Source organism: Sulfitobacter brevis (assembly GCF_900112755.1).
In the GTDB taxonomy this organism is placed as follows: Bacteria; Pseudomonadota; Alphaproteobacteria; order Rhodobacterales; family Rhodobacteraceae; genus Sulfitobacter; species Sulfitobacter brevis.
In genome coordinates this window covers 279,038-304,377 of sequence record NZ_FOMW01000003.1, presented here as the reverse complement: position 1 = coordinate 304,377, position 25,340 = coordinate 279,038, and the positions used below count along the sequence as shown (strand labels likewise).

At 59.5% G+C, this 25,340-nt stretch carries 26 protein-coding genes; 16 read left to right on the top strand and 10 right to left on the bottom strand.

What is annotated here, in order from left to right; translation table 11 throughout:
• Positions 1 to 10 precede the first annotated feature (10 nt).
• Both sseA and BM174_RS05815 read left to right on the top strand, forming a co-directional pair.
• Positions 11 to 865, top strand: a complete 855-nt coding sequence (sseA, locus tag BM174_RS05820) for a 3-mercaptopyruvate sulfurtransferase (RefSeq protein WP_093922898.1) — start codon at positions 11 to 13, stop codon at positions 863 to 865.
• Positions 865 to 2,049 carry an amino acid aminotransferase gene (locus tag BM174_RS05815; protein ID WP_093922897.1) on the top strand — a complete coding sequence of 395 codons (1,185 nt, stop codon included), beginning with the start codon at positions 865 to 867 and terminating at the stop codon, positions 2,047 to 2,049. Before sseA ends, BM174_RS05815 begins: the two co-directional genes overlap by 1 nt.
• A 92-nt stretch (positions 2,050 to 2,141) precedes the next feature.
• On the opposite strand, the gene BM174_RS05810 is transcribed toward BM174_RS05815, so the two are convergent.
• Together BM174_RS05810 and BM174_RS05805 are read right to left on the bottom strand one after the other, a co-directional pair.
• Positions 2,142 to 3,449 carry an ammonium transporter gene (locus tag BM174_RS05810; RefSeq protein WP_093922896.1) on the bottom strand — a complete coding sequence of 436 codons (1,308 nt, stop codon included), beginning with the start codon at positions 3,447 to 3,449 and terminating at the stop codon, positions 2,142 to 2,144.
• Positions 3,450 to 3,475: 26 nt separating this feature from the next.
• The gene (locus tag BM174_RS05805) at positions 3,476 to 3,814 is read right to left on the bottom strand and encodes a P-II family nitrogen regulator (protein WP_093922895.1); all 339 of its coding nucleotides are present in this window, start codon (positions 3,812 to 3,814) and stop codon (positions 3,476 to 3,478) included.
• Positions 3,815 to 4,071: 257 nt separating this feature from the next.
• Here BM174_RS05805 and BM174_RS05800 point away from each other — a divergent pair, with 257 nt between their 5' ends.
• The 8 genes from BM174_RS05800 (at position 4,072) to BM174_RS05765 (ending at position 13,165) form a co-directional block, all read left to right on the top strand.
• On the top strand, positions 4,072 to 6,282 hold the full coding sequence (locus BM174_RS05800) for a transglycosylase domain-containing protein (protein WP_093922894.1): 2,211 nt from the start codon (positions 4,072 to 4,074) through the stop codon (positions 6,280 to 6,282).
• A gap of 163 nt (positions 6,283 to 6,445) precedes the next feature.
• The gene (locus BM174_RS05795; protein WP_093922893.1) at positions 6,446 to 8,182 is read left to right on the top strand and encodes a type I secretion system permease/ATPase; all 1,737 of its coding nucleotides are present in this window, start codon (positions 6,446 to 6,448) and stop codon (positions 8,180 to 8,182) included.
• The gene (locus BM174_RS05790) at positions 8,179 to 9,489 is read left to right on the top strand and encodes an HlyD family type I secretion periplasmic adaptor subunit (RefSeq protein WP_093922892.1); all 1,311 of its coding nucleotides are present in this window, start codon (positions 8,179 to 8,181) and stop codon (positions 9,487 to 9,489) included. Before BM174_RS05795 ends, BM174_RS05790 begins: the two co-directional genes overlap by 4 nt.
• Positions 9,490 to 9,561: 72 nt before the next feature.
• Positions 9,562 to 10,020, top strand: a complete 459-nt coding sequence (locus tag BM174_RS05785) for a RidA family protein (RefSeq protein ID WP_093922891.1) — start codon at positions 9,562 to 9,564, stop codon at positions 10,018 to 10,020.
• A complete protein-coding gene (locus BM174_RS05780; protein ID WP_093922890.1) occupies positions 10,017 to 10,766 on the top strand; it encodes a glycerophosphodiester phosphodiesterase family protein in 750 nt (249 codons plus the stop codon). The genes BM174_RS05785 and BM174_RS05780 overlap by 4 nt, the downstream gene beginning before the upstream one ends.
• A gap of 46 nt (positions 10,767 to 10,812) precedes the next feature.
• Entirely contained in the window at positions 10,813 to 12,000 is a 1,188-nt protein-coding gene (locus BM174_RS05775) for a GNAT family N-acetyltransferase (protein ID WP_093922889.1), read from the top strand.
• Positions 11,997 to 12,305, top strand: coding sequence for a 4a-hydroxytetrahydrobiopterin dehydratase (locus tag BM174_RS05770; RefSeq protein WP_093922888.1), 309 nt, complete (start codon positions 11,997 to 11,999; stop codon positions 12,303 to 12,305). Before BM174_RS05775 ends, BM174_RS05770 begins: the two co-directional genes overlap by 4 nt.
• A gap of 11 nt (positions 12,306 to 12,316) precedes the next feature.
• Positions 12,317 to 13,165, top strand: coding sequence for a mechanosensitive ion channel family protein (locus BM174_RS05765; RefSeq protein ID WP_093922887.1), 849 nt, complete (start codon positions 12,317 to 12,319; stop codon positions 13,163 to 13,165).
• Positions 13,166 to 13,222: 57 nt separating this feature from the next.
• On the opposite strand, the gene BM174_RS05760 is transcribed toward BM174_RS05765, so the two are convergent.
• Positions 13,223 to 13,711 (bottom strand): peroxiredoxin, encoded by a 489-nt coding sequence (locus BM174_RS05760; RefSeq protein WP_093922886.1) that lies wholly within the window; start codon positions 13,709 to 13,711, stop codon positions 13,223 to 13,225.
• A gap of 86 nt (positions 13,712 to 13,797) precedes the next feature.
• On the opposite strand from BM174_RS05760, the gene BM174_RS05755 reads away from it, so the two are divergent.
• Together BM174_RS05755 and rsmD are read left to right on the top strand one after the other, a co-directional pair.
• The gene (locus BM174_RS05755) at positions 13,798 to 15,006 is read left to right on the top strand and encodes an NAD(P)/FAD-dependent oxidoreductase (RefSeq protein ID WP_093922885.1); all 1,209 of its coding nucleotides are present in this window, start codon (positions 13,798 to 13,800) and stop codon (positions 15,004 to 15,006) included.
• A complete protein-coding gene (gene rsmD, locus BM174_RS05750) occupies positions 15,003 to 15,557 on the top strand; it encodes a 16S rRNA (guanine(966)-N(2))-methyltransferase RsmD (protein ID WP_093922884.1) in 555 nt (184 codons plus the stop codon). The genes BM174_RS05755 and rsmD overlap by 4 nt, the downstream gene beginning before the upstream one ends.
• A 6-nt stretch (positions 15,558 to 15,563) precedes the next feature.
• Here the strand turns inward: rsmD and BM174_RS05745 are convergent, their stop codons facing one another.
• The 3 genes from BM174_RS05745 to sfsA form a co-directional block, all read right to left on the bottom strand.
• The gene (locus tag BM174_RS05745; RefSeq protein WP_093922883.1) at positions 15,564 to 16,775 is read right to left on the bottom strand and encodes an aminotransferase-like domain-containing protein; all 1,212 of its coding nucleotides are present in this window, start codon (positions 16,773 to 16,775) and stop codon (positions 15,564 to 15,566) included.
• A 204-nt stretch (positions 16,776 to 16,979) separates the two neighbouring features.
• Positions 16,980 to 17,801 carry a type I methionyl aminopeptidase gene (gene map, locus BM174_RS05740; RefSeq protein ID WP_093922944.1) on the bottom strand — a complete coding sequence of 274 codons (822 nt, stop codon included), beginning with the start codon at positions 17,799 to 17,801 and terminating at the stop codon, positions 16,980 to 16,982.
• Positions 17,802 to 17,990: 189 nt separating this feature from the next.
• The gene (gene sfsA / locus BM174_RS05735; protein ID WP_093922882.1) at positions 17,991 to 18,701 is read right to left on the bottom strand and encodes a DNA/RNA nuclease SfsA; all 711 of its coding nucleotides are present in this window, start codon (positions 18,699 to 18,701) and stop codon (positions 17,991 to 17,993) included.
• A gap of 47 nt (positions 18,702 to 18,748) precedes the next feature.
• Here sfsA and BM174_RS05730 point away from each other — a divergent pair, with 47 nt between their 5' ends.
• From BM174_RS05730 to BM174_RS05715, 4 genes are read left to right on the top strand one after another with little or no spacing between them, the layout of a single operon-like run.
• The gene (locus BM174_RS05730) at positions 18,749 to 19,468 is read left to right on the top strand and encodes a competence/damage-inducible protein A (RefSeq protein ID WP_093922881.1); all 720 of its coding nucleotides are present in this window, start codon (positions 18,749 to 18,751) and stop codon (positions 19,466 to 19,468) included.
• An 8-nt stretch (positions 19,469 to 19,476) separates the two neighbouring features.
• Positions 19,477 to 20,184, top strand: coding sequence for a GNAT family N-acetyltransferase (locus tag BM174_RS05725; RefSeq protein WP_342742050.1), 708 nt, complete (start codon positions 19,477 to 19,479; stop codon positions 20,182 to 20,184).
• A gap of 11 nt (positions 20,185 to 20,195) precedes the next feature.
• Positions 20,196 to 20,765 (top strand): peroxidase-related enzyme, encoded by a 570-nt coding sequence (locus BM174_RS05720; RefSeq protein ID WP_093922879.1) that lies wholly within the window; start codon positions 20,196 to 20,198, stop codon positions 20,763 to 20,765.
• A complete protein-coding gene (locus BM174_RS05715; RefSeq protein WP_093922878.1) occupies positions 20,765 to 21,697 on the top strand; it encodes an OmpA family protein in 933 nt (310 codons plus the stop codon). The genes BM174_RS05720 and BM174_RS05715 overlap by 1 nt, the downstream gene beginning before the upstream one ends.
• A gap of 7 nt (positions 21,698 to 21,704) precedes the next feature.
• Here BM174_RS05715 and BM174_RS05710 read toward each other — a convergent pair whose 3' ends face one another.
• From BM174_RS05710 to BM174_RS05695, 4 genes are all read right to left on the bottom strand, one after another.
• The gene (locus tag BM174_RS05710) at positions 21,705 to 22,421 is read right to left on the bottom strand and encodes an energy-coupling factor ABC transporter ATP-binding protein (protein ID WP_093922877.1); all 717 of its coding nucleotides are present in this window, start codon (positions 22,419 to 22,421) and stop codon (positions 21,705 to 21,707) included.
• On the bottom strand, positions 22,415 to 23,119 hold the full coding sequence (locus BM174_RS05705; RefSeq protein WP_093922876.1) for an ABC transporter permease: 705 nt from the start codon (positions 23,117 to 23,119) through the stop codon (positions 22,415 to 22,417). Before BM174_RS05705 ends, BM174_RS05710 begins: the two co-directional genes overlap by 7 nt.
• 192 nt (positions 23,120 to 23,311) lie before the next feature.
• A complete protein-coding gene (locus BM174_RS05700) occupies positions 23,312 to 24,217 on the bottom strand; it encodes a LysR family transcriptional regulator (protein WP_093922875.1) in 906 nt (301 codons plus the stop codon).
• A gap of 147 nt (positions 24,218 to 24,364) precedes the next feature.
• Positions 24,365 to 25,306, bottom strand: a complete 942-nt coding sequence (locus BM174_RS05695) for a zinc transporter ZntB (RefSeq protein ID WP_093922874.1) — start codon at positions 25,304 to 25,306, stop codon at positions 24,365 to 24,367.
• Between the last annotated feature and the right edge of the window lie 34 nt (positions 25,307 to 25,340).

Here is a 25,340-nt window from a genome sequence, read left to right as displayed (position 1 = left end):
AGGGCTGCACATGGCCGATGATCCCAAAACGCTGGTGTCGACCGACTGGTTGGCCAAACATCTCAAAGACCCCGATCTGCGCATTCTGGATGCCTCGTGGTATCTGCCGGACGCGGGGCGCGACCCCAAAGCCGAGTATAGCGAGACCCATATTCCCGGTGCGCGGTTCTTTGATATCGAAGAGATTTCCGACAACCGCTCGGACCTGCCACATATGGCGCCGCCGGTCGAAAAATTTATGTCGCGGATGCGCGCACTTGGCGTCGGCGATGGCCATCAGGTGGTAGTCTATGACGGTGCCGGATTGCTGTCGGCAGCCCGCGTCTGGTGGCTGTTCCGACTGATGGGACAGGAAAATGTTGCCGTGCTGGACGGCGGTTTGCCCAAATGGGTTGCCGAAGGCCGCGCCACTGAAGACATGCCGCCGATCCCGCGTGACCGTCACATGACCGTCCGTTTTCAAAACCAGTTAGTGCGCGATGTCACGCAAGTGGCCCATGCCTCCAAGCTTGGTGATCCGCAGATCGTCGATGCCCGCGCCGCCGCCCGCTTTCGTGGTGAAGCGCCCGAGCCGCGCGAAGGTCTGCGCGCCGGGCACATTCCGGGCGCACGCAACGTGCCTTATACCGATCTGCTGAACGACGACAAAACCATGAAATCGCCAGACCAGACCAGCAGCGTGTTCGAGGCGGCCGGTATCGATTTGGCCAAGCCGGTGATCACTTCATGCGGGTCGGGTGTGACCGCCGCGATCCTCGCCCTTGCGCTGGAACGTCAAGGCCACCGCGCATGGTCCCTTTACGACGGCTCTTGGGCGGAATGGGGGATGTTCCCCACCGTCCCCGTCGCCACCGGAGAAGCTTGATGTTTGAAACGCTCAAGGCGCAGCCCGCCGATAAAATTCTCGCGCTGATGCAGCTGTACCGCGATGATCCACGTGAAACGAAGGTCGACCTCGGTGTGGGCGTCTATAAGGACGCGACCGGCCTCACGCCTGTGATGCGCGCCGTGAAAGCCGCCGAGCACAAGCTCTGGGAGACCCAAGATAGCAAGGTTTACACCGGCCTTGCGGGTGATCCAGCCTTTGCCGATGCAATGTTTACCATGCTGCTAGGCGATGCGGTGCCGCGTAACACGACCGCCGCTGCGGCCACGCCGGGGGGGACAGGTGCCTGCCGCCAAGCCTTCGAGATGATCCAGATGGCGCGCCCCGACGCGCGGGTTTTCGTCTCCGATCCGACGTGGCCGAACCACCTGTCGATCCTCAAGTATCTCAACATCGAAGTGGTGCCTTACCGCTATTTCGATGAAGAAACCCGCGGCGTTGATTTTGACGGCATGATTGCAGATCTGAAAACTGCCAAGAAGGGCGATGTCGTGCTGCTGCATGGCTGCTGCCACAATCCGACAGGTGCCAATCTGAACGCGGCGGAATGGGACGCGGTGATCGAGGTTTTGCTGCAAACTGGCGCGACCCCGATGATCGACATCGCCTATCAGGGCTTTGGTGACGGGCTGGAGGCCGACGCTGCCGCGACTCGCAAGGTTGCTGCCGCTGTGCCGGAATGTCTGATTGCGGCAAGCTGCTCGAAAAACTTCGGCATCTACCGCGAGCGCACCGGCCTGTTGATGGTGGTTGCGGCTGATACCTCGGCGTTGACGTTGAACCAAGGCACGCTGGCGTTTCTGAACCGTCAGAACTACAGCTTCCCGCCCGATCACGGTGCGCGGCTGGTGACGATGATTTTGAACGATGACGCTCTGCGCGCCGACTGGATGGCCGAGCTGGAAGAGGTCCGCAACACGATGCTGGGCCTGCGCACCGCACTTGCCTCTGAATTGCAAAAGCTGTCAGGCTCGGATCGCTTTGGCTTTCTGGCACAGCATCGCGGCATGTTTTCGCGGCTCGGCACCACCCCGGATAAGGTCGAGGCGCTGCGCGACAAGCACGGCATCTATATGGTGGGCGACAGCCGGATGAACATCGCGGGTCTGAACGCTGAATCAGTCCCGATCCTTGCCCGCGCGATTATCGATGTCGGCATTTAGAACGCCTCGTGGCGACCCCGCCACGACGTTCCCAAACGAAAAAGCCCGCGCTGTGGATCACAGCGCGGGCTTCGCTTTTTGGCGGAAGGAAATTAGCCCTTGGTGAAGTCCGGATAGGCTTCCATGCCCAACTCGGACATATCAAGGCCCCTGATCTCTTCTTCTTCGGTCACGCGGATGCCGCTTGTCGCCTTCAGGATGCCCCAGACGATGAAGCTGAGGATAAAGACAAAGGCGCCGATGGTGAAAAAGCCGATCAGCTGCGTCACAAAGGAAGTGTCAGCGGTGTAGACCGGCACCACCAGCGTGCCCCAGAACCCTGCCAGCAGGTGAACAGGGATCGCACCGACCACATCGTCGATCTTGAGCTTGTCGAGAAAGGGGATCGCAAAGACCACGATCACACCACCCACAGCACCGATCCACAGCGCCCCGAACAACGTCGGATCAAGCGGTCCGGCAGTGATGGAGACCAGACCCGCCAGCGCGCCGTTCAGCACCATTGTGAGGTCAACCTTGCGGTAGAGCAGTTGCGTCAGGACCAGCGCAGCAACCGCACCGGCAGCAGCAGCCATGTTGGTATTGGCGAAAATCTGCGCCACGGCGTCAGCATCGGCAATTGTGCCCATCGCAAGCTGCGACGCGCCGTTGAAGCCGAACCAGCCGAGCCACAGGATGAACGTCCCCAGTGTCGCCAGCGGCAGGTTGGAGCCCGGCATCGGGATAACGCGGCCGTCCTTGGCGTATTTGCCCAAACGTGGCCCGAGGATGATTGCACCGGCGAGGGCTGCAAAGCCGCCTGCTGCGTGCACCAGTGTCGAGCCTGCAAAGTCGCTGAAACCCATCGCGGAGAGGAACCCGCCGCCCCACTGCCAGCTTGCTTCCATCGGATAGATCACGCCGGTCAGAACCACGGTGAAGATCAGGAAGGGCCAGAGTTTGACACGCTCGGCCAAGGTGCCCGATACGATGGAGGCGGTCGTGGCGCAGAACATCAACTGGAAGAAGAAGTCGGAGGCGTTGGAGTAGCCGCCCGCGTCGATTTCGGTCTTGATGTCCTTGGGGCTGATGGTGCCAAAGACACCCTCGATGATCCAGTTGCCTTCGCCGGGATACATGATGTTATAGCCGATCAGCCAATACATGATCGCCGCAATGGCAAAGAGGCCCATGTTCTTGGTCAGCTGCGTGGTGACGTTCTTGGAGCGCACCAGCCCTGCTTCGAGCATGGCAAAACCGGCAGCCATCCAGAACACGAGGAAACCGCCGATCAGGAACAGCAGGGTGTTGAAAATAAAGGTGGTATCCGCCAGCGGGGCGAACTCCGTTTCCTGCGCCGCACCCAGTGTCGGCACAAGCGCCAGCGCTGTCGCGAGAGGGATGAATTTCGTGAAGGTCATGGTGTCGAATTCCTTAAAGCAGGGGGTCAGATGGCGTCGTCGCCGGTTTCGCCAGTACGCACGCGCACGGCCTGTTCGACGTCGAGGACAAAGATCTTGCCGTCCCCGATCTTGCCGGTGTGGGCGGTTTTGGTAATCACCTCGATGATCTGGTCAGCGATGGCGTCCGCGACCACCAACTCGAGCTTCACCTTGGGCACAAAGTTCACCACGTATTCGGCGCCGCGGTAGATCTCTGTATGGCCGGATTGCGCGCCAAACCCCTTGATCTCGGTCACCATCAGCCCGCGCACACCCGCCTCGGTCAGCGCCTCGCGCACTTCTTCGAGCTTGAACGGCTTGATTGTTGCTATGATCAGTTTCACCTTTGGATGTCCTCTTCCGGTTCGCAGGCACGTCCTGCATTATGCAGATGCAGAAAACCGGGATTTGCCCTTGGCGTGAAAGGCCGGAGGGCTATTTTTGCAAGGATACCCGGCACCATTCGCCCAATAATTGTGCGGATACGGATTTCCGCACAGATTATAGGCAAACATTTGATGGCAATTGTGCATAGCAGCGCTAAACAATCTGCGGCGGTGCGGATAAGGTGCTGTCAAAATCAAGCCGGGCAGGCAATCTCATGAGCGATTCATCAAAACGGAAACGCCCTTTAGTGGCGGACAAGCGCACCTCGGCGAAGCCGAAGGCAAAGGCGCCGAGTAAAGCGGCGCCGGCTAAGCGCCGCAGGGCGCGGCAGAAGCCGCCACGTCGCGGTGGGATTCTGGGCTTTTTCAGTGCCATCGCGCGGTGGATCCTGCGTCTGATCTGGACCATCACTTGGCGCATCACTGCTGTCGTGGCCTTGGTCCTGGCTTTGGCGGTCGGATATATCTACACCACGCTGCCGCCGCTTGAGGCGCTGTTGGACGGCCGCGCGCGCGGCTCGGTCACCATGCTGGACCGTGAGGGCGATGTGTTCGCGTGGCGAGGGGATCAATTTGGCGGGGTAATCTCGGCTGAAAGCGTGTCGCCGCATCTGAAAAACGCGGTTATCGCAACCGAGGACAAGCGCTTTTACAAACACTTCGGCGTCAGCCCGCGGGGTATCGCTTCTGCGGTGCGGATTAACCTGTCCGAAGGGCGCGGACCGTTGCAGGGTCACGGCGGTTCCACCATTACACAGCAGGTTGCGAAACTGCTCTGCCTCGGCGAGCCTTTTGACCCGTCGGCCGGCCAGACCGAGAAAGAATACGAGTCGAGCTGCCGGCGCTCCTCGCTCAGCCGTAAGGCGAAAGAGGCGCTATTCTCGATGGCGATGGAAGCCAAGTACAGCAAGAACGACATTCTCTCGATCTATCTCAACCGCGCCTATATGGGCGGCGGTGCCTTTGGGGCAGAAGCTGCTGCACAGCGGTTCTTTGGCAAATCAGCAGCAACCGTAAGTGCCGCCGAAGGCGCGATGCTAGCCGGTCTGTTGACCGCGCCTACGACTTTGTCCCCTACCAACAACCTAGACCGTTCGCAGGACCGCGCTGCGACCGTGATCCGCCTGATGGAAGATCAAGGTTTCCTCAGCAAAGCCGAAGCGGCCGAAGCCCAAGCCAACCCTGCCGTGCTTTCCGAAGCGGCGGAGGCCGAGGCCGGTGGCTATTTCGCGGATTGGGTGATGTCGTCGGGGCCGGAGTTCTTTACCCGCAATACTACCGAAGACGTGATTATTAAAACCACCCTTGATCAGCGCATCCAGCGTGCCGCCGAAGACGGGCTGAAATGGGTGTTCGACAACAAGGTCAAAGATACGTCGAAAGCTCAGGCGGCGATTGTGGTGATGTCAGCCGACGGGGCTGTGCGCGCCATGGTTGGCGGGCGAAAAACCAAGGTCGCGGGCGCGTTCAACCGTGCTACGCAAGCGATGCGCCAGACCGGTTCGGCGTTCAAGCCCTTCGTCTATGCGGCAGCGCTCGATCTGGGCTATTCGCCTAACGACACCATCGATGACAGCCCCTACTGCCTGAATATCCCCGGCTCGGGGCAGTGGTGCCCCAAAAACTACACCAAGAACTTTAAAGGCACGGTGTCGCTCACCAATGCGCTTAAGGATTCCTTGAACATTCCTGCGGTAAAAATATCCGAAAGCGTCGGACGCGAGATTGTGAGCAAGGTTGCGACCCAGTTCGGGATCAAAAGCGATCTCGCGGCAGGACCGGCATTAGCTCTCGGCGCGTCCGAAAGCACGCTGCTGGAAATGACAGGCGCCTATGCGGGCATTCTGAACGGTGGTTCTTCGGTCATGCCGTACGGTTTGATTGATCTGCGGCTGATGGGCGATAATGAGGCGTTGATGGGCACCGGCGGCGGCATTGGTGAGCGCGTCATTCAAGAAGATGCCGCGCGGCAGCTTGTGTATATGATGGAAAAGGTGATCTCCGAAGGTACCGGACAGCGGGCTCAGTTTGAAGGGCGTCAACTGGCAGGCAAGACCGGCACCACCTCTGCCAACAAAGATGCTTGGTTTGTTGGATTTTCTGCCGACTATGTCACTGGCGTCTGGATGGGTTACGATGACAACACGCCGCTCACCGGAGTGACCGGGGGCGGCCTGCCAACCGAAATCTGGCGTGAAACCATGAGCCGTGTGCACGCGGGCTTACCGCTCACCGATTTGCCGATGTCGCAGCCCGCACCTTCGACAATAGTGTCGGAGCCTCAACCGCAACCGCAGCCGACAGGCAGGGCCCCCGCCGCTTCCGGCAATAGCGGCGGCACAATCATCGATCAGGTCCTGCGCGATATCTTTGGCAACAGTTCCGGCGGTAGCGCCACACCTTCGCCTGGTGCCGGTGACCGCTAAGCGAAAAATGCAGCATCAATGTTGAGAAATCTCGCTTTCGGGGTTAATTTCTTGAAGTTCTTAGTGCTTTGTTGGGAAAACGTTCTCTGCGAAGCTCGCGCTTCGTCAGAATTATCTGGTTCGCGCTGCAGAACTGCTGCCGCAGACATATGAAAGGGGTCCCATGCGGGATGACATAATCAGCCGCGGTCGTGAGGAATTGCGCGCGGCGCGGCGGCGCTCTCGGATGTTGTATTGGGCTGTAGCGCTGTTCAGCCTGTTTGCAAACCTGCTGATGCTGACTGGTCCGATGTATATGTTGCAGGTCTATGACCGGGTTCTGGGGTCGGGCTCGGAAGAGACCTTGATTGCCCTCTCGATGCTTGTGGTTTTCCTGTTTGCGATGATGGGCATTTTGGAATTCACCCGCACGCGGATCATGGCGCGGGTCGGTGCGCGGTTTCAGGATGATCTGGACCGCCGTGTTTTTGATGCCATGGTGCGCAAATCTGCCGTCGCCCCTGACGTGAAAACAAGCGGCGGGTTGGCCGATCTGGAAGCAGTACAGCGGCTCATCACCTCTCCGGTATTGATGGCAGGCTTTGATCTGCCGTGGTCGCCGATTTTCTTCGCCGCGATTTTCTTGTTTCACCCGTTTCTGGGCTGGTTGGCGCTTTCGGGGGCCTTTGTCCTGATTGTGATAGCCGGTGCCAACCAGCTCCTGTCGCGCGGCAGTCAGGCCAAGGCGGGGATGGCTGGGCAGGCCGCGACCGCGATTTCGGACCAGATCAGGACCGAAGCCGAGGTGGTTCAGGCCATGGGCATGCGCGACGCTGCCTTCAACCGATGGCAGCGTGCCCGCAGTGAGGCGTTGACGCAACAGGTTGCCGCCACCGACGTGGGTAGTACCTTCAGCTCGATGACCAAAACGCTGCGGCTGTTTTTGCAGTCCGCCATGCTGGGGTTAGGCGCTTGGCTTGTCTTGCAAAACCAGATGACAGCCGGTGCAATGATTGCGGGTTCGGTCCTGTTGGGGCGGGCTCTTGCGCCGATTGAACTGGCGTTGAACCAATGGCCCCTTGTGCAGCGCGGCATGTCGGGGTGGAGCAATCTTGCTGTGCTCTTGGGCGCGGTCGCACCGGAGCCGACGCGCACAGTACTGCCGCAACCCGAGGCCAAGCTGGTCGCAAAAGGCTTGACCGTTGTCCCACCGGGAGAGCGGCAGGCGGCTTTGAAATCCATCAGCTTTGAGGTCAAACCAGGGCAGGCAGTGGGGGTGATTGGGCCGTCTGGGGCTGGCAAGTCGACGCTGGCGCGCGCGCTCACGGGGGTTTGGCCCCCTGCGGGTGGCTATATCCGGCTGGATGGCGCTGCGCTGGATCAATACGGGCCCGAAACGCTGGGTCGCCACATCGGTTATCTGCCTCAGCGAATTCAGCTTTTTGATGGCACGATTGCCGAGAACATCGCACGGCTTTCTGACACCCCTGATGATGCCAAAGTGGTCGCTGCCGCCAAAATGGCCGCGGCGCATGAGATGATCCTCGAGTTGCCAATGGGGTATGACACACCGATCCGCGCAAGTCAGGTGCGGCTTTCTGGCGGGGAGATGCAGCGCATTGGCCTTGCTCGCGCACTTTATGATGACCCGGTGATTGTTGTCTTGGACGAGCCGAACTCGAACCTTGATAATACCGGCTCGCAGGCTGTGAACTTTGCAATCCGGCAGATGAAGGCGCGGGGCCGGTCTGTGTTGATTATGGCGCACCGCCCTGCGGCGATACAGGAATGCGATACCCTGTTGGTGCTTGAGGGCGGCATCCGCAAAGCCTTTGGCCCTAAGGACGAGGTGCTGGCCGAAATGGTTCAAAATGCCAAGCAAATTCAGGCGTCACCCGTCAGCGCGGGAGGCGTTACATGACTCAGAGCAGCAAAAATAAATGGTCGGCCACGGGGGGCTTAATTTTCGGTTTCTTCGGGCTCGCGCTGCTTTTTGGCGGCTTTGGCACTTGGGCCATGACAACGCAGATCGCAGGCGCAGTGGTGGCCAGCGGGCGCGTAGAGGTCGAGCGAAACCGACAGGTTGTGCAGCATGAAAACGGCGGCGTGGTTGCCAAAATTTCTGTTGATGAAGGCGATACGGTCGCCGCTGGTGATATTCTGATCAGCTTGGACCCGCAGCAACAGCTGTCGCAACTGGCGATCATCGAAGGGCAGTTGTTTGAGCTTATGGCGCGGCGCGGGCGGCTGGAGGCCGAGCGCGATGAAACCGAGAGCGTGACATTTGATGCTGAGCTGATCGCGGCGGGGCAGGCCAACCCGAACCTGCAAGAGTTGATGGACGGGCAGGTCAATCTCTTTACCGCGCGCAACGAATCCACCGACCGCGAAGTCGAACAATTGGGCAAACGCCGCGCCCAGATCGGTGCCCAGATCGAAGGGGTCGCGGCACAGGAGGTCGCGCTGAGCCGCCAGCTTGAGTTGATCGAAGAGGAACTGGGCAACCAGCAATCCTTGCTGGATCGCGGGCTGGCGCAGGCGTCGGGCGTGTTGAATCTCCAACGTGAGCAAGCCAGGCTCCTCGGGCAGATTGGCGAACTCAAAGCCTCCAAGGCACAGGCCGAGGAACGCGGCACCGAGATCGACATCGAAATTCTCAAGCTCGGGACATCGGGGCGCGAGGAGGCCATCACCAGCCTGCGTGACCTACGCTATCGCGAGCTGGAACTGGCTGAACAACGCCGCGCGATCCGTTCGGAAATTGACCGGCTGGATGTACGTGCACCGGTTTCGGGGATCATCTATGGCCTGCAAATCCAGACGCCACGTTCGGTGGTGCGGGCGGCCGAACCGCTGATGTATCTGGTGCCGCAAGACCGGCCCTTGGTAATTGCGGCGCGGGTGATGCCGACCAACGTCGACCAGATCATCGTCGGCCAACCGGTCAACTTGCGGTTCTCGGCGCTTGACCAGCGCACCACGCCCGAACTGGTGGGTCGGGTGATGCAGATCTCCGCAGACTCGATCGAAGATCAGGCCACCGCCCAATCCTATTTCCGCGCCGAGATCACGCTCAATCCCGGCGAGTTGGAGAAACTACCCGAAGGAACAATCCTGCTGCCGGGCATGCCGGTTGAGGCGTTTATCCGCACTGGCGATCGCACCCCGATGGCCTATCTGGTCAAGCCGATGGCCGATTACTTCGCCCGGGCTTTCAGGGAAAATTAAAAGCTGCCCTTTTCGTTTGCGCGCAACCTAGATAGCGTCCGGCCAAATCAACCAAGCCCGAGGAATATTCGCATGAGCATCGCAGAACGTCTTAATAATCTGGGAATTACACTGCCGGACGCACCTGCGCCTGCGGCCAACTATGTACCCTTCGTGGTGTCGGGCAATCTGGTCTATGTGTCCGGCCAAGTCTCGAACGGGCCTGACGGTCTGATCACCGGCAGGCTGGGGGACACGATGGATGTCGCCGCAGGGGCCGCCGCTGCAAAAGCCTGTGCGCTAAGCCTTTTGGCGCAGTTGAAGGCCGCTTGTGATGGCGACATCGACCGGCTGGTACGGGTGGTCAAGCTTACCGGGTTTGTGAACTCAACGGCCGATTTTACCGATCAGCCCAAAGTGATCAACGGAGCCTCCGATTTTCTTGTCGAAGCGCTCGGGGATGCGGGCCGGCATGCACGCTCTGCCGTTTCTGCAGCGTCTCTACCGCTTGGCGTCGCGGTCGAAATCGAAGGCATCTTTGAAATCAAATGACCCTGGCTAAAGCATTTTATGATGTGCCGCTGGCGCATCGCGCTTTGCATGACGTCACCGATGGCCGCCCGGAAAATAGCCGCGCGGCCATTCGTGCGGCCATTGCGGCGGGCTATGGCATCGAGATCGATGTCCAGCTTAGCGCTGATGGCGTGGCGATGGTGTTTCACGACTATGCGCTCGATCGACTGACTTCGGCTAAGGGGCCGGTGCGCTTGCGCCGTGCCAAGGACTTGTCGGGCATTTTGCTTACCGGTGCCGCCGAAGGCATTCCGAGCCTGGACGAAGTCCTCGCGCTGGTAGACGGGCAGGTGCCGCTGCTGATCGAGATCAAGGATCAGGATGGCGGCATGGGGCCGGACGTAGGCCCGCTTGAGGAAGCAACCGCGCAGGCATTGGCGAACTACAAGGGCCATGTGGCGGTGATGTCCTTCAATCCCCATTCTGTCGCTCTTATGGCGCAGTTATTGCCACAGGTGCCGCGCGGGCTGGTCACCAGTGCCTATCGCTATGAGGAATGGCCCCTGCCGAAAGAAACCTGCGACAGGCTGCGCGAAATCCCTGATTTCGAGCGCGTCGAGGCGGCATTCATCAGCCATGAAGTTAACGACCTGTCGCGTGACCGGGTGGCCGCGCTCAAGGCGCAGGGCGTGATGATCTGCTGCTGGACCGTACGCAGCGCCGCAGTTGAGGCCGAAGCCCGGCAGGTGGCCGATAACATCACATTCGAAGGCTATAGCGCTTGAACCTCACGGCCCAAGGGCCAGATAGGGTTGCAAGGCAGGGCATGAGATGAGCGCGCAGGAAATCGAAATCCGGATCATTCCGACGCTGTCCGACATTGGTCAGGCCGAATGGGATGCCTGCGCCTGCCCTGAAGCTGCCGATGGCGGGCGCCCAGACGACCCTTTCACAACGTATCGGTTTCTTTCCGCGCTGGAGCAGAGCGGTAGCGTCGGGCGCGGCACCGGTTGGCAGCCGCAATACCTCGCCGCTTACGCGGGTGGACAGTTGATCGCGGTTGCCCCGATGTATGCCAAATCGCACAGTCAGGGCGAGTATATTTTCGATCATAACTGGGCGCATGCCTATGAGCAGGCGGGCGGCAGGTATTATCCAAAGCTGCAAATCGCGGTGCCCCATACCCCCGCCACGGGCCGCCGGTTTCTGACCCGCCCCGAGTTTCATGAAACTGGCTTGGCCGCTTTGGTGCAGGGCGCCCTGCAACTGACCGAGAATAACGCGTTATCCTCGCTACATGTGACATTCTGTACCGAAGCCGAGGCGCAGATCGGCCGTGATTTGGGGTTGATGATCCGCAAAAACCAGCAGTTCCACTGGCGCAATGAAAACTACAACGATTTTGACGGATTTCTGGGCGACCTCAGCTCGCGAAAACGCAAGAATATCCGCAAAGAGAGGGCGCAGGCCCAAGGCTTTGGCGGCACCATCCACCGTCTTACCGGCGACCAGCTTTTGCCGGAACACTGGGACGCATTTTGGCGGTTTTACCAAGATACCGGCATGCGCAAATGGGGCTCTCCCTATTTGACGCGGGAATTTTTTAACATCGCCCAAGATACATTGCGCGACGATATTGTACTGGTGCTGGCCGAGCGGGACGGGAATTGGGTGGCGGGCGCGCTGAATTTTATCGGCGCGGATACTCTTTATGGCCGCTACTGGGGCTGCTCCGAACACCACCCCTTTTTGCATTTCGAACTGTGCTACTATCAGGCCATCGACATCGCAATCGACCAGGGACTGGCCACCGTCGAGGCTGGCGCACAGGGCGAACACAAACTCGCGCGGGGCTATCTGCCCACACCAACGTGGTCCTTGCACTGGCTGCGGGATGAGGGGTTTAGCCGCGCTGTTGCCGAATACCTCAACGCCGAAAGTGCTGCGGTAGACCATGAGATCGAAGTGCTGACAGAATACGGGCCGTTCAAACGGGCTCAGATAGAGGAACAGGAATGACCGAAAGATTAAGCACAGAAACCCGCAAGACGGTGTTGCAGCCATTGTTCAACTCCGGCTGGGAGATGGACAAGAACCGCGATGCCATTCACAAGACCTTCAAGTTTGCGGATTTTGCCGATGCCTTCGGGTGGATGACCCGTGTGGCCATCTGGGCGGAAAAGTGGGACCATCACCCCGAGTGGAGCAATGTCTATAATAAGGTGACGGTAACCTTGATCACGCATGATGTAGACGGGCTCAGCACGTTAGACGCAAAACTGGCACGCAAGATGGACGGGTTGTTTCAGCCGAAGAAGGATTAAACGAAGTATATATGGAAGATCTGATGCAAACCGAGCTTTGGCAGGACAAAACTCTTGCCGATTTGCTCACCCTCGAATTTCTGGCCAGCGCGTTCGGATCTGTTGTTGGTGCTATCGTCATTCTGCTCATCGGCTGGGTCATCTCAAGCTGGCTGCAGAACCGCATTCAAAATCTGGGCAAGCGCCACAAGCATCTTGATGAGATGCTGTTCGAATTTCTGGCCTCGATCGTGCGCTATGTGATTATCGGCTTCACGATCCTGTTTGTGCTCAATACCTTTGGCGTGCGCACGACCTCGGTTGTGGCGGTTATCGGTGCGGCGGGTCTGGCCATCGGGCTGGCCTTGCAGGGCACCCTGTCCAACGTCGCTGCAGGCGTGATGCTGATCTTTTTCCGCCCGATCAAGATTGGTGATTTCGTTGAAATTGCTGGGAAAATGGGCACGGTCAAGCAAATCAACCTGAACTTTACAGAACTGGCCGATCTTAGCAACGTGCAGGTGATTGTTCCGAACTCCGAAGTCTGGGGCAATGTGATTACCAATTATTCGGTCAATCCGACACGGCGGGCGGAGTGGACATTTGGCGTGGGCTACGGGGCAAACCTCAAACAGGCCGAGGAGATCATTCGCGCAACAATTATGGCCGACGAACGCTCGCACAGCGAACCGGCACCCTTCATTCAGGTAACAAACTTGGGCGATAGCTCGGTGGATTTTCTCGTACGGGTTTGGTGCTCGGCCGGCGATTATTTTGCCTTCAAGGCCGATATGACCCGCCGCGTGAAAGAGGCGTTCGACGACGGCGAGATCAATATCCCCTTCCCGACACGCACGATCTATCACGCCAAAGAAGACTAAGACCGCGCGTAAAATTGCAGAGGCAGGCGGCTCATATGGCTGCCTGCCCTTTCACTTTTACATATTGGCGAGCAGCGCTTCGCCGCCGGAAGTCTCACAAACACCGGTGCCTTCTTCGGGCTGCCACAGGGTGACTTTGCCGTCATCCACCAGCATCGCGTAGCGCTTGGAGCGTGACATCAATCCCGCACCCGCGGCGTCAAATTCCATGCCAATCGCCTTGGTGAATTCCGACGAGGCATCGGCCAGCATAGTGATGCCCGCCTCGGTTGCGCCTGTCGCCTCGCCCCATGCCTTCATCACAAACGGATCGTTGCAGGACACGCAGATCACCTCATCCACGCCCTTGGCATCGAACTGGTCTTTGGTGCGTACAAAGCTGGGCACATGGGCCGAATGGCACGTTGGCGTAAAGGCCCCCGGCACCGCGAAAACCACAACCTTGCGGCCTTTGAGTTTGGCGGACATCTGTACGGGTGTCGGCCCCTCGGCGCCGAATTCAACCAGTGTCGCATCGGGCAGGGTGGCCCCTTGGGAGATTGTCATCTGTTAGACCTTTCATGTGATTGCGTCCTGACGCCCCAACCATATAGGTTCTGCGCAAAGGTACGACCAGATAGTGGAGGGCGACAATGCGTCATGTAGTTGTGATCGGAGCAGGGCAGGCAGGGTCGTCTTGCGTGGCCAAGCTGCGCAATGGCGGGTTTGACGGGCGGATCACACTTGTCGGCGCGGAGCCGGTACCCCCCTATCAACGCCCGCCGCTCTCCAAGGCCTATCTGATGGGCGATATGGCGCTGGAGCGGCTGTTTCTGCGCCCCGAATCCTTTTATGCCGAACACAATATCGACCTGCTCATGGGCCGCCCTGTCAGTGGCATCAACCCTGTCGATCGGGTGGTGACAGTCGGCGCGACAGAGCTGCACTACGATGAACTGGTGCTGACCACAGGCTCGGTACCCCGCCGGTTGCCGCCCAGCATCGGCGGCGATCTGGCAGGCGTTTATGTGGTGCGCAATCTGGCAGATGTCGATGCGATGTCGCCGCGTTTCACCAAAGGTGCAAAGCTGGTGATCGTCGGCGGCGGCTATATCGGTTTGGAGGCTGCAGCCGTGGCCGCCAAGCTCGGCCTGCAAGTCACCTTGGTGGAAATGGCTGATCGTATCTTGCAGCGCGTCGCCGCCCCCGAAACCAGTGATTTCTTTCGCAAATTGCACAGCGATCATGGCGTCGATATCCGCGAGGGTGTCGGGCTGGACCGCTTGCTGGGCGACGGCGCTGTCAGCGGTGCACGCCTGACGGATGGTACTGTGCTCGACGCGGATTTCGTGATCGCGGGGGTCGGCATTGCGCCTGATACCGCCCTTGCCGAAGCGGCGGGGCTGACGCTCGAAAACGGCATTCGCGTTGATGCACATGGGCGTACATCCGACCCTTTTATCTGGGCGGCGGGCGATTGCACCTCCTTCCCTTATCGCGATGGTCGCATCCGGCTGGAAAGTGTCCCTAACGCCATCGATCAGGCCGAACTCGTCGCTGAAAACATCATGGGGGCAGGTAAGGCGTATCACGCAAAACCGTGGTTCTGGTCCGATCAATACGATGTGAAACTACAGATCGCCGGGCTGAATACTGGATATGACAGGGTCTACACCCGCCATACGGACGTCGACAGCGTCTCCTTCTGGTACTATCGGGGGCCAGAATTACTGGCCGTGGATGCGATGAATGATCCGCGCGCCTTTATGGTCGGAAAACGCCTGATCGAAAGCGGTAAATCCCCCGCTCCGGCCCTGATCGAAGACCCCATAACCGATCTTAAAGCGCTGTTAAAACTGTGAGAATTATCGCCGGAAAGTTTCGCGGCACAAAGCTGGCCGATGTCGGTGCAGGTGATACCGCCGCGCATTTACGCCCCACCTCCGACAGGGTGCGCGAAAGCCTGTTTTCGATGCTGACCCATCTAAAGGTGATCCAAGGCGCGCGGGTTCTTGACCTTTTTGCCGGAACTGGCGCTTTAGGGCTGGAGGCGCTTTCACGCGGCGCGAAGTCTGCCGTATTTGTTGAAAATGGCCGCGTCGCGCAAAAGCTGATCACCGAAAACCTCGCCAAGCTCGACACAAAAGACGATGCGGTGCTGATGCGCAACGATGCCACGGCGCTCGGCCCTTGGATCGCCGAGCCTTTCACTTTGGTGTTTCTCGATCCGCCCTACGGTGAAAAACTCGGCCAGCAGGCTTTGGCCAAGGCGCAGGCGGGCGACTGGCTCGCCCCGCAAGCTACGATCATCTGGGAGGAAAACGCCTTGATGAACGCGCCAAAAGGGTTCGAACGGATCGATAAGCGCAGCTACGGCGACACCCACATCACCGTTTTGCGATACACCGGATAGCGCCAGTCAGACCGCCGCGCGAATGGCCACGCCCAGCCTGCGCATCCCCTCATCAATCTGTGCATCGCCCGCGAGCGAAAAGCTTAACCGCAGTGAATTGGCTCCGCTGCCATCCGCAAAAAACGCCCGCCCCGGCACAAAGGCGACGCGCTGGGTTTCCAGCGACAGGCGCAGCAAGTCGGCGGCGTCCAAATGCTTGGGCAAGGTGAGCCAGACGAACATCCCGCCTTCCGGCTTATTCCATGTCACACCCTCAGGCATATGGGTCGCCAATGCGGCCAGCATGGCATCACGCCTGCCCGCATAGACCCGCCGCAGCATCGCTGTATGGCTTTCAAAATGTGCCGCAGCGACCGTGGCAATTGCCATCTGGTTCAGGGTTGGCGAATGCAGGTCAGCGGCCTGTTTCATCAACACAAGTTGCGAGATAACCTGCGACGCGCCGCAGACCCATCCGACCCGCAAGCCCGGCGCCAAGGTCTTGGAAAAACTGCCGCAATATAACGTACGGCAATCTTCAATCGACCCCTTACGCTCAATCTCCAGCGACAGCATCGACGGGACCGGATCGCCATCATAGCGCAGCGCCTGATAGGCGGCATCCTCGATCACGGCAATGTCCAGATCTTCCGCGAGGTCGAGAATGCTGCTGCGTGCCGCCAGATCAAGCGTCTCTCCGGTCGGGTTCGCAAAATCAACCGAGGCATAGGCAAATTTTACCCTGCCGCCCTTGGCCTGCGCCGTTTCCGCATAGTCCGCCGCACTGCGGTTTCCGCCCGCGCCCAGCCGGTCGTACTGTGGCTCATAGGCATTAAACGCGCCCAAAGCCCCCAAATAGGTCGGCCAACTGACCAAGGCCGTATCGGCAGGAGACAGCAAAAGCTTGCCAAGATAATCAAGCGCCTGCTGTGATCCGGACGTGATTAGAATGTTGTCGCGGCTACAGGCAACGCCCAGACCCTGCATATGCGTCGCGAGCCAATCGCGCAGCGGCCCATACCCTTCGGAGACCGAATATTGCAGTGCAGTGCCTTGGTTCGCCGGTGACAACGCATCCGCCAAGGCCGCCTGAAATGCCTCCGCCGGAAACAGCGCCGGATCGGGAATGCCCCCCGCAAAAGAGATAATATCCGGCTGGTCCAGCAATTTCAGCAATTCGCGAATTTCGCTCGCCTTCATGCGCTCCATGCGCGAGGCAAAAACATCCGTCCAGTTCATAATTCTCTCCTGCTCCGGAGAAAACAGAACCACGATTCCTCAATTAGGGCAATCGTCCTTACCTAAACCTTCAATCAAAAAATGCCTTCTCTTTTTGATTAGAAAAATCCGGGTGGCGCCGGAGGAGGAACTCCCCCGGTACCGGATTAACATCCTAAGATCTGCGTAAAATTGGCGCAGAACACCCGCGCCAAGCGCTAAAGATTACTCCGCCGCACCCGCCGTTGTGTGAAAGACATCCCCGGGCGACAGCGTGAAAATTTCGACCCCGTTCTCGGTTACACCGACCGAATGCTCGAATTGCGCAGAAAGGCTCTTGTCGCGGGTCACAGCCGTCCAGTCGTCCGCAAGGGTTTTCGTCTCGGCGCGGCCCAGATTGACCATCGGCTCGATGGTGAAAAACATTCCCGGTTCAAGCACGGCTCCGGTGCCCGGGCGGCCATAATGCAGCACATTCGGTGGCGCGTGAAAAACCTGCCCCAACCCGTGACCGCAAAAATCGGTCACAACGCTCATGCGGTGCCCTTCGACGAAGGTCTGGATGGCATGGCCGATATCGCCGAAGGTATTGCCCGGTTTTACCGCGGCAATCCCGCGCATCAACGCGTCGTGGGTCACGTCGATCAGCCGTTCGGCCTTGCGCGGCAGCTTACCCGCGACATACATCCGCGAGGTATCGCCAAACCAGCCATCCACAATGACGGTCACGTCGATATTCAAAATATCCCCGTCTTTGAGCTTTTTCTCACCGGGAATGCCGTGACACACTACATGGTTCACCGAGATACAGCTGGCATGCTGGTAGCCCTTGTAGCCGATCGTCGCGGATTTCGCGCCAGCATCGTTCACCTGCTGCTCGATCCGCCGGTCAAGCTCCTGCGTGGTTTGCCCGACAAAAACATGCGTGCCGATATCGTCAAGGATTTGGGCTGCCAACCGGCCAGCGGCGTGCATGCCGGCAAAATCGCCGGTCTCATAGATGCGGATTCCGTCTTTGGTCACCCGACCGTGTAAATTCTTTTTCAACAAATCGCCCCGTCTGTTTCGCCAGCTTGCCGCATAATCTAAGGTGTGCGGACCCTAAAACCAATGTTTTCACCCGGTTTTCCCCGCGCCTTTAGCATGCAAACCCTGCCTGCGATACCGCCGGAGGGGCCTTTGAAGGCAGTTTCGCGCATTTGCACCGCTATCTGCGATCAAACCAAGGCCTAAAACTCAGCCCTGCAAAACCTCAAGCGGCGCGGCGCAAGTGATCCCCTTCGGGCCGATTTGCGTTGACATAGCAAGGATCTCCACCCCTGCGGCACGGGCTTCGCTTAACGCGCGGGCATAGGCAGGGTCGATATCGGCGGCCACCGTGACTTGCGCACAATCGGTGCGCTGCACGAGATAGAGCAAAACCGCGCGGTGGCCTTGTGCCACCATGCGGGTCAACTCCCCAAGATGTTTGGCACCCCGTGCCGTGACAGAATCAGGAAATTCCGCCAGACTGGCCTGCCGCGACAGGGTGACCGATTTCACCTCGACATAGGCATCGGGCTGCCCCGTTTCTGAGAGCAGAAAATCGACCCGCGAATTTTCACCGTACTTCACCTCGGCGCGACAGGTGCCATACTGGGCGAGTGGCGCGATCAGGCCCGCCTCCAGCGCTTCGCGCACGATCCGGTTAGCTGCCGAGGTATCAACGCCGGTGTAATGGCCGTTCTCGTGATCCACCAACCGCCAGCCAAACTTCAGCTTTTTTTTCGGATCGTCGTTGGGCTCCAGCCAGATGCGGCTACCGACTTCGGCCAGTCCTGCCATCGATCCCGGATTGGCGCAATGCGCGGTCACTGCCTCGCCGCTCGCTTCCAGCGTACAGTCGGCCAGAAACCGTTTATAGCGGCGGATAAGGCGTGCGGGGACAAGTTCGGTTTGAAAGCGCATGGGCCACGGCCTATACCGGAGCAGAGCCACTCTCAAGGACATAGCCCATGCCAAACCCCACTGCCGCGATGCTGGTCATCGGCGATGAAATCCTGTCGGGGCGCACGCGCGATTCCAATATGCACTACCTTGCAGGCCGCTTGGGCGAGGTCGGGGTGGACCTCATGGAGGTGCGGGTGGTCTCCGACCAGCATGGCGCGATCATCGGCGCAGTGCAGGCGCTGTCGCGAGCCTATAAGTACGTTTTTACCAGCGGCGGCATCGGCCCGACCCATGATGATATCACCGCCGACTGCATCGCCGCCGCCTTCGACCGCACGATTGACGTGCGCGACGACGCCCGTGCGATTCTCGCCGAGCATTACGAGAGATCCAAGACCGAGCTGAACACCGCCCGCCTGCGCATGGCGCGTATTCCGCAAGGTGCCACATTGATCGAGAATCCGGTCTCAGCCGCGCCGGGGTTCAAGGTGGAAAACGTGCATGTCATGGCGGGCGTGCCGTCGGTGTTTCAAGCCATGGTCGAAAGTGTCCTGCCGAGCCTGACAGGGGGCAAGGCGCTGATCAGCAAGACCTTGCGGATCGAGCGCGGTGAGGGTGATATCGCCGGACCCTTGGGGGCGCTGGCCGAGGAATATGCGATGCTGTCGATGGGCTCCTACCCGTTCCAGAAAGACGGGCGCTATGGTGCGCATATCGTGATCCGCGGCAATAACGAGGCCCAGATTGACGCCGCCTTGGCCAAGCTGAAAGCGACTTTCGAATGACCGGAACGATGGCGCGATATTTTGAAGCTTCGGAGCAGACATGGCCCGCAGCACGGCGCTGGGATCACGGCCCCTTTACCCTGCGCGATGGCAAGGGCGGCGGGCAGCGGGTATCGGCGGCCACGGCAAGCGGTGCGCCAAGTGACGCCGAGATTACTGCCGCCGAGACTGCGATGCAGCAGGCAGGCCAACGCCCGCTTTTCATGATGCGGGGTGATACCCCCGAACTGGACGCGGCGCTTGAGCGGCGCGGCTATACGGTCAAGGACCCGACCGTGGTCTATACCCTGCCGATCGCGCAGCTCACCGATGTGCCGATCCCGCGCGTCACCGCCTTTGACATCTGGGAACCGCTGGCGATCATGGATGAAATCTGGGCCACCGATGGCATCGGCCCCGAGCGGCGCGCGGTGATGGCGCGGACTGAATGCAAAACCGGTATCCTGTCGCGCTGGAATGAAAAACCGGCTGGCGCTGCCTTTGCGGCGGTGCACGCTGATATCTGCATGGTGCACGGCGTGGTCGTGCTGCCGCACCAGCGCCGTCAGGGCGTAGCTGAATGGATGATGCGCCGCGCCGCTTTTTGGGGGCAGGCGCAGGGTGCCGCCAAAATTTCGGTGCTTTGTGTCAGGGCCAATACCGGCGCAAACGCGCTCTATCAGTCTATGGGCTTTGCCGAAGTGGGGGGCTATCATTACCGTCAATCCCCTGATTGAAGGAGGCCCGAATGGCCACTGATATGCCCACCGCTTTGAACCTGCCGATGGTTGATCCGCTGCCCGAAGCAACGCAAAAATATTTCGACGTCTGCATGGACAAGCTCGGCATCGTGCCGAATGTGCTGCGCGCCTATGCCTTTGATGTCGAAAAGCTGAATACCTTCACCGCGATGTACAACGATCTGATGCTCGGCGATTCGTCTCTGTCGAAGCTTGAGCGCGAAATGATCGCGGTCGCGGTGTCTGCGGTGAACAAATGCTATTATTGCCTTGTGGCCCACGGTGCTGCGGTGCGCGACCTCAGCGGTGATCCGGCCTTGGGTGAAGCTTTGGTAATGAATTACCGCGTTGCCAAGATTGATGCCAAACAACGCGCCATGCTGGACTTTGCGGTCAAGTTGACCCAGCAAAGCGCCAGCGTTGAAGAGGCTGACCGGCAAGCGCTGCGTGACGCGGGTTTTAGCGACCGCGACATCTGGGATATCGCCTCGGTTGCGGCATTTTTTAACATGACCAATCGCGTCGCCAGCGGCAGCGACATGCGCCCCAACGTCGAATATCACGCGCAGGCGCGGTGATGCTACGGGCGCTGGCTCTGCTATTGTGCTGTGCTGGCCCTGCGGCCGCGCTGGAGCTTTCGCTGCCCGCCAACGCACGCCAGACGGTCGAGCGTAATACCGCGCCCGACCGTTATGCCGCGCCGGTCGGGGTGTTTGCCGAAGGGCAGGTGGCACGCGTTGAGATTGACGGCGATGTGCACCGCGCTGCTTGGCGCCTACAATCGCCGGGGCTGACACCGCTTCAAGTCATCCGGCCCCTGCGCGCGCAGCTTGTTGAGGCGGGATTCGAGATCGTGCTGGACTGTGCGTCCAAACAGTGCGGCGGCTTCGATTTCCGCTTTGCGACCGAGACCCTGCCGGGTCCGAATATGTATGTGAACATCCGCGAGTATCACTTCGTCACCGCCTTGCGCCGCACGGGTGATGTGCCCCAAGAGGTGGTGACCCTGTTTGCCAGCACCTCGGCCAACTCGGCCTATGTGCAGATAATTCAGGCGGGGCGTTTGGCGGCGGGTTCGGTTGCGGTTTCGCCCGATGCGGACGTGCCGACAACAACACAGAGCGTGGCGCAGGATGATTTGGTCGGGACGCTGCTGAAAGACGGCCACGTGATCTTGGCCGATCTGGATTTTGACACCGGCACCTCCGATCTTGGCACGGGGCCGTTCGCTTCGTTGGAGCGTCTGGCTGCCTTGTTAAAAGAACGCCCGACGATGCGGATCGCCTTGGTGGGGCATACCGATACGGTCGGATCGCTGGAGAATAATATCGCGTTATCGCGCAGGCGCGCCCAATTGGTGCGCCAGCGCATGATCGAGACCTATGACCTTGCTGGTGCGCGGATGGAGGCGGAGGGCATGGGCTATCTTGCGCCTGTTGCGTCCAACCTGAACGCCGCAGGCCGCGAGGCCAACCGGCGGGTCGAGGTTGTGGTGCTCTCCGACGAGTAGGCCGCGCTTATTCGACGATATCGCCGTCCAGAAAGGCCCGCAGTTGCGGCGTTTCGGGCGCATTGAAAATCTCGGGCGCCTGCCCACGCTCATGGATACGGCCCCGCAACATAAACAACACATCACTGGCCAACCGTCGCGCCTGCCCAAGGTCGTGGGTCGCCATAACGATCCGCGTCCCTTGCTGGTGCGTGGCGATCAAAAGCGCTTCGATCTCGCGGGTCGCACGACCATCCAGATTGGCGGAAGGCTCGTCGAGGAATAACACTTCGGGTTTGCGGATCAACGCACGGGCCAGTGCCAGCTTTTGCTTCTCGCCGCCCGACAGTCGCGGGGCGTAGCGCTCCAGTGCGCCATCCAGCCCGATCCGTGCTGCCCAGTCGGCGACCTGTGCGGCAATCTCGGCTTTTGGCGTTTTTACAAGTTGCAGCGGGTAAGCGAGGTTTTGCGCCACGGTGCGGCGCAGGATTGTCGGGCTTTGAAAGACATAAGCCTGACGGGCACGGGCGAGGGCTTCGGATGTGGCCCAAGTCAACTGCCCCGCCGACAGCCGCTCAACCCCGTGCAAGAGCCGCAGCAGCGTTGTCTTGCCAGACCCGTTCGGCCCCAGCAGAATCGTAAAACCGTCTCTTGGCAACGCCAGATCAACCGGCCCGATAATGGTTTTGCCGCGCTTGCGCACCACAGCATCGGTGAGCGTCGGGATCTTCACTTGGCTTACCATCTGCCATCTCTTTCTGTGCGCGACAGGGTATGGATTGCAAGATTGACCAACAGCGCCAAACTGATCAGCACAAACCCAAGCCCGAGGGCGAGCGCAAAGTCTCCTTTGCCGGTTTCCAGTGCAATCGCCGTGGTCAGCACGCGGGTGGCGTGGTCGATATTGCCACCGACGATCATAATCGCGCCGACTTCACCGATGGCGCGACCAAATCCGGCCAGTGCCGCTGTCAGCAGGTTGCGCCGCCCGTCGCGGATTAGCGTAGCAATGCGCTGGCCCTTGCTGGTGTTTAGCGAGATCAGCAGATCATGATACTCGGCCCAAAGTTCGCGCATCGCCTGATGGGTGATCGAGGCAATGAGGGGCGTGATGATAATGACCTGCGCGATGATCATCGCCGTAGGCGTGAACAACAGCCCCAAAACCCCAAACGGGCCGGAGCGTGACAACAGCAAATAGACGATCAGCCCGACCACCACCGGTGGCAGCCCCATCATCGCATTCAGCACGGCAATCGTGGCACGGCGAAACCTGAAACGGCGCACCGCAAGCCACGTGCCCAAAGGCAGTGCAATCAGGCAGGCAATCACTAATGCCGAAAAGCTGACTTGGATCGAGCGCAGCGTAATCTCGATCAGATCGGGATCGCCGGTGCCGATCAGCTGGAATGCGGCCGATAATCCGGCCCAGATATCTTCCATGAAAAGCTGTCCCGTCCGGCAGAGAGTGGCGCGCTGTTGCTATCGTCGTACCGGAATACAGGCTTCTCCCCTGACGTCAAACCCGTTGCAGGCGGGGCGCGCGCGCGATGGCACGTCCAGAAAGCAAAAAAGCCCCCCGAATGCTTTTGAAAGCACCGGAGGGCGGAGGTCACCGAGGGGAGGTGGTGTGGATTACCAGACGTTCGGGCCTTTTTCCGCAAAGGCGTGGACCAGAAAGTCGATGAAAGCGCGGACCTTGGGCTGGGTAAACCGGCCCGGAGGATAGACGGCATAGATGCCTTGGGTTTCAACAGGCAGATCGGGGATCGCGTCCTCGACCAAACCCTTCTCCAGCGCATCAGCGTAGAGAAAGCTCGGCAGATAGGCGATGCCGAGGCCCGAGATCGCAGCGTTCAGCAAGCTTTGTCCGTCGTTGACCGAGAGCCAGCCCGCGGTGCGCACCTGACGTTTCTCACCCGAAGGGGCAGTCAGCTTCCAGACGTTGCCCGAGGACTGGTTGGAATAATGCAGCAGCTTGTGATCGTTCAGATCGTCGATCTTTTCGGGGCGGCCATATTGCTCGAAATACTTCGGGCTGGCGATCATCCGTTTGGTGGTTTCGGTCAACTTGCGGGCCCGCAGGGTGCTGTCTTCCAGCTCCCCGATCCGAACCGCCATATCATAGCCTTCCGAAATCAGCTCAACATAGCGGTTGTTGAGCACCATGTTCACGGTGATGTCAGGGAAGTCATTGAGGAATTCCGACAGTGCTGGCGACAAATGATTAACGCCAAAGTCCGTCGCGACAGAGATGCGCAACAGGCCCGAAGGCGCGGATTGCATCGAGGTCACCAAAGCGTCGGCTTCGCCTGCGTCGTTCAACACACGGCGGGCGCGGTCATAATAGGCAAGGCCGATTTCCGTCGGGCTGACGCGGCGGGTGGTGCGGTTCAACAACCGTGCCCCAAGGCGCGCTTCCAGTGACGACACGTGCTTTGACACTGCCGATTTGGAGATGCCCATTTTTTTGGCGGCGTCGGTAAACCCCCCTTGATCCACCACTGTGGCGAATGCTTCCATTTCTGTAAGGCGGTCCATGCCCGTTCCCTTCACGATACTTGTTTCAAGGATCAGTGATGACGGCCAATTCAGGCAGGAAGGGGGCAGCCATGGGACAGTAGCAAGGTATTTGCAGGGATCGTTAAGGGCATGGAAACAGCAGAACGCTGTGTTTCCATGTGCGTTTCAGAGCCAGCGCATCCAGCGCAGCAAGACAAACATGAACACCGCAAGCCCCAACATCGAAAGACAAAGGTAGACAAAAGCGTAAGGATGATCGAGCCCCGGCATGCCGCCGATATTAACTCCGAACAGACCTGTCAAAAAGCCGAGCGGTAAAAAGATCGCGGCGACAATCGATAGCACATAGCCGTGGCGCGCCTGTCGGTGGGCGATATTTGCGTCATGCTCATCCTGGATCGAAACAAGCTGGTCGCGCAGGGCATCAAGTTCTTCGACCGCGATGGTGGTAGTGTTGGCAAGTTCGCGCAGCCGAAACTGGCTCTCGGTCGGAATCAGCGGAATATCGAATGCTGCCAACCGTGCCAGCGCCACGCGCTGCGGCTCCATATAGCGTTTGAGACGGATAACGCTGCGCCGCGTATCCGGCAAATCGCGCGGCGGCGGGGTGTCTTTATTCTCCAGATCATCTTCGTAATAGTCGGCCAGTTCTTCGATCTTGGCGACCTGCTCCTGCACGCGGTCGGTCAGCCTGCTGATCAGCGCCTCAAGAAACGCCGCTGGCGTGTGCGGCGCATTCCCGGCGACAGCTTGTTGGCGAATCGCGTCGATGGCAAAAATCCGGCGGCGGCGCACGGTGATTACCACCTTACCGTCCACCCACATCCGCGCCGAGATCATCTCGTCCGCGTCGGCGCCATCGTTGAGGTTGATGCCGCGCAGGTTCAACATCAGCCCGTCTTCATAACGGTCACAGCGCGGGCGGGTTTCGTTCTGCAACAGCGATCCGGCGGGGATGGCCGGCAGCCGTTCATGCACCCAAGCCGGAAATTCCGGGTCGGTGAGATCGAAGTGCCACCAGCGGTAGGTGCCCGGACCCGTCAGCGCTGTATCGGTCGGCACCGTCGTCGTGCCGTCAGGAAAAATATCAAAAACGCAGATCGGCATGGGATGTCCTCGCAGGGGCTAAGGCAGTCTTTGC

Bases quoted from the DNA above. Each gene is read 5' to 3' on its own strand.
- sseA (WP_093922898.1), top strand. From the start codon at position 11: ATGGCCGATGATCCCAAAACGCTGGTGTCGACCGACTGGTTGGCCAAA.
- BM174_RS05815 (WP_093922897.1), top strand. From the start codon at position 865: ATGTTTGAAACGCTCAAGGCGCAGCCCGCCGATAAAATTCTCGCGCTG.
- BM174_RS05810 (WP_093922896.1), bottom strand. From the start codon at position 3,449: ATGACCTTCACGAAATTCATCCCTCTCGCGACAGCGCTGGCGCTTGTG.
- BM174_RS05800 (WP_093922894.1), top strand. From the start codon at position 4,072: ATGAGCGATTCATCAAAACGGAAACGCCCTTTAGTGGCGGACAAGCGC.
- BM174_RS05795 (WP_093922893.1), top strand. From the start codon at position 6,446: ATGCGGGATGACATAATCAGCCGCGGTCGTGAGGAATTGCGCGCGGCG.
- BM174_RS05790 (WP_093922892.1), top strand. From the start codon at position 8,179: ATGACTCAGAGCAGCAAAAATAAATGGTCGGCCACGGGGGGCTTAATT.
- BM174_RS05785 (WP_093922891.1), top strand. From the start codon at position 9,562: ATGAGCATCGCAGAACGTCTTAATAATCTGGGAATTACACTGCCGGAC.
- BM174_RS05780 (WP_093922890.1), top strand. From the start codon at position 10,017: ATGACCCTGGCTAAAGCATTTTATGATGTGCCGCTGGCGCATCGCGCT.
- BM174_RS05775 (WP_093922889.1), top strand. From the start codon at position 10,813: ATGAGCGCGCAGGAAATCGAAATCCGGATCATTCCGACGCTGTCCGAC.
- BM174_RS05770 (WP_093922888.1), top strand. From the start codon at position 11,997: ATGACCGAAAGATTAAGCACAGAAACCCGCAAGACGGTGTTGCAGCCA.
- BM174_RS05765 (WP_093922887.1), top strand. From the start codon at position 12,317: ATGGAAGATCTGATGCAAACCGAGCTTTGGCAGGACAAAACTCTTGCC.
- BM174_RS05760 (WP_093922886.1), bottom strand. From the start codon at position 13,711: ATGACAATCTCCCAAGGGGCCACCCTGCCCGATGCGACACTGGTTGAA.
- BM174_RS05755 (WP_093922885.1), top strand. From the start codon at position 13,798: ATGCGTCATGTAGTTGTGATCGGAGCAGGGCAGGCAGGGTCGTCTTGC.
- BM174_RS05745 (WP_093922883.1), bottom strand. From the start codon at position 16,775: ATGAACTGGACGGATGTTTTTGCCTCGCGCATGGAGCGCATGAAGGCG.
- sfsA (WP_093922882.1), bottom strand. From the start codon at position 18,701: ATGCGCTTTCAAACCGAACTTGTCCCCGCACGCCTTATCCGCCGCTAT.
- BM174_RS05730 (WP_093922881.1), top strand. From the start codon at position 18,749: ATGCCAAACCCCACTGCCGCGATGCTGGTCATCGGCGATGAAATCCTG.
- BM174_RS05725 (WP_342742050.1), top strand. From the start codon at position 19,477: ATGGCGCGATATTTTGAAGCTTCGGAGCAGACATGGCCCGCAGCACGG.
- BM174_RS05720 (WP_093922879.1), top strand. From the start codon at position 20,196: ATGGCCACTGATATGCCCACCGCTTTGAACCTGCCGATGGTTGATCCG.
- BM174_RS05715 (WP_093922878.1), top strand. From the start codon at position 20,765: ATGCTACGGGCGCTGGCTCTGCTATTGTGCTGTGCTGGCCCTGCGGCC.
- BM174_RS05710 (WP_093922877.1), bottom strand. From the start codon at position 22,421: ATGGTAAGCCAAGTGAAGATCCCGACGCTCACCGATGCTGTGGTGCGC.
- BM174_RS05705 (WP_093922876.1), bottom strand. From the start codon at position 23,119: ATGGAAGATATCTGGGCCGGATTATCGGCCGCATTCCAGCTGATCGGC.
- BM174_RS05700 (WP_093922875.1), bottom strand. From the start codon at position 24,217: ATGGACCGCCTTACAGAAATGGAAGCATTCGCCACAGTGGTGGATCAA.
- BM174_RS05695 (WP_093922874.1), bottom strand. From the start codon at position 25,306: ATGCCGATCTGCGTTTTTGATATTTTTCCTGACGGCACGACGACGGTG.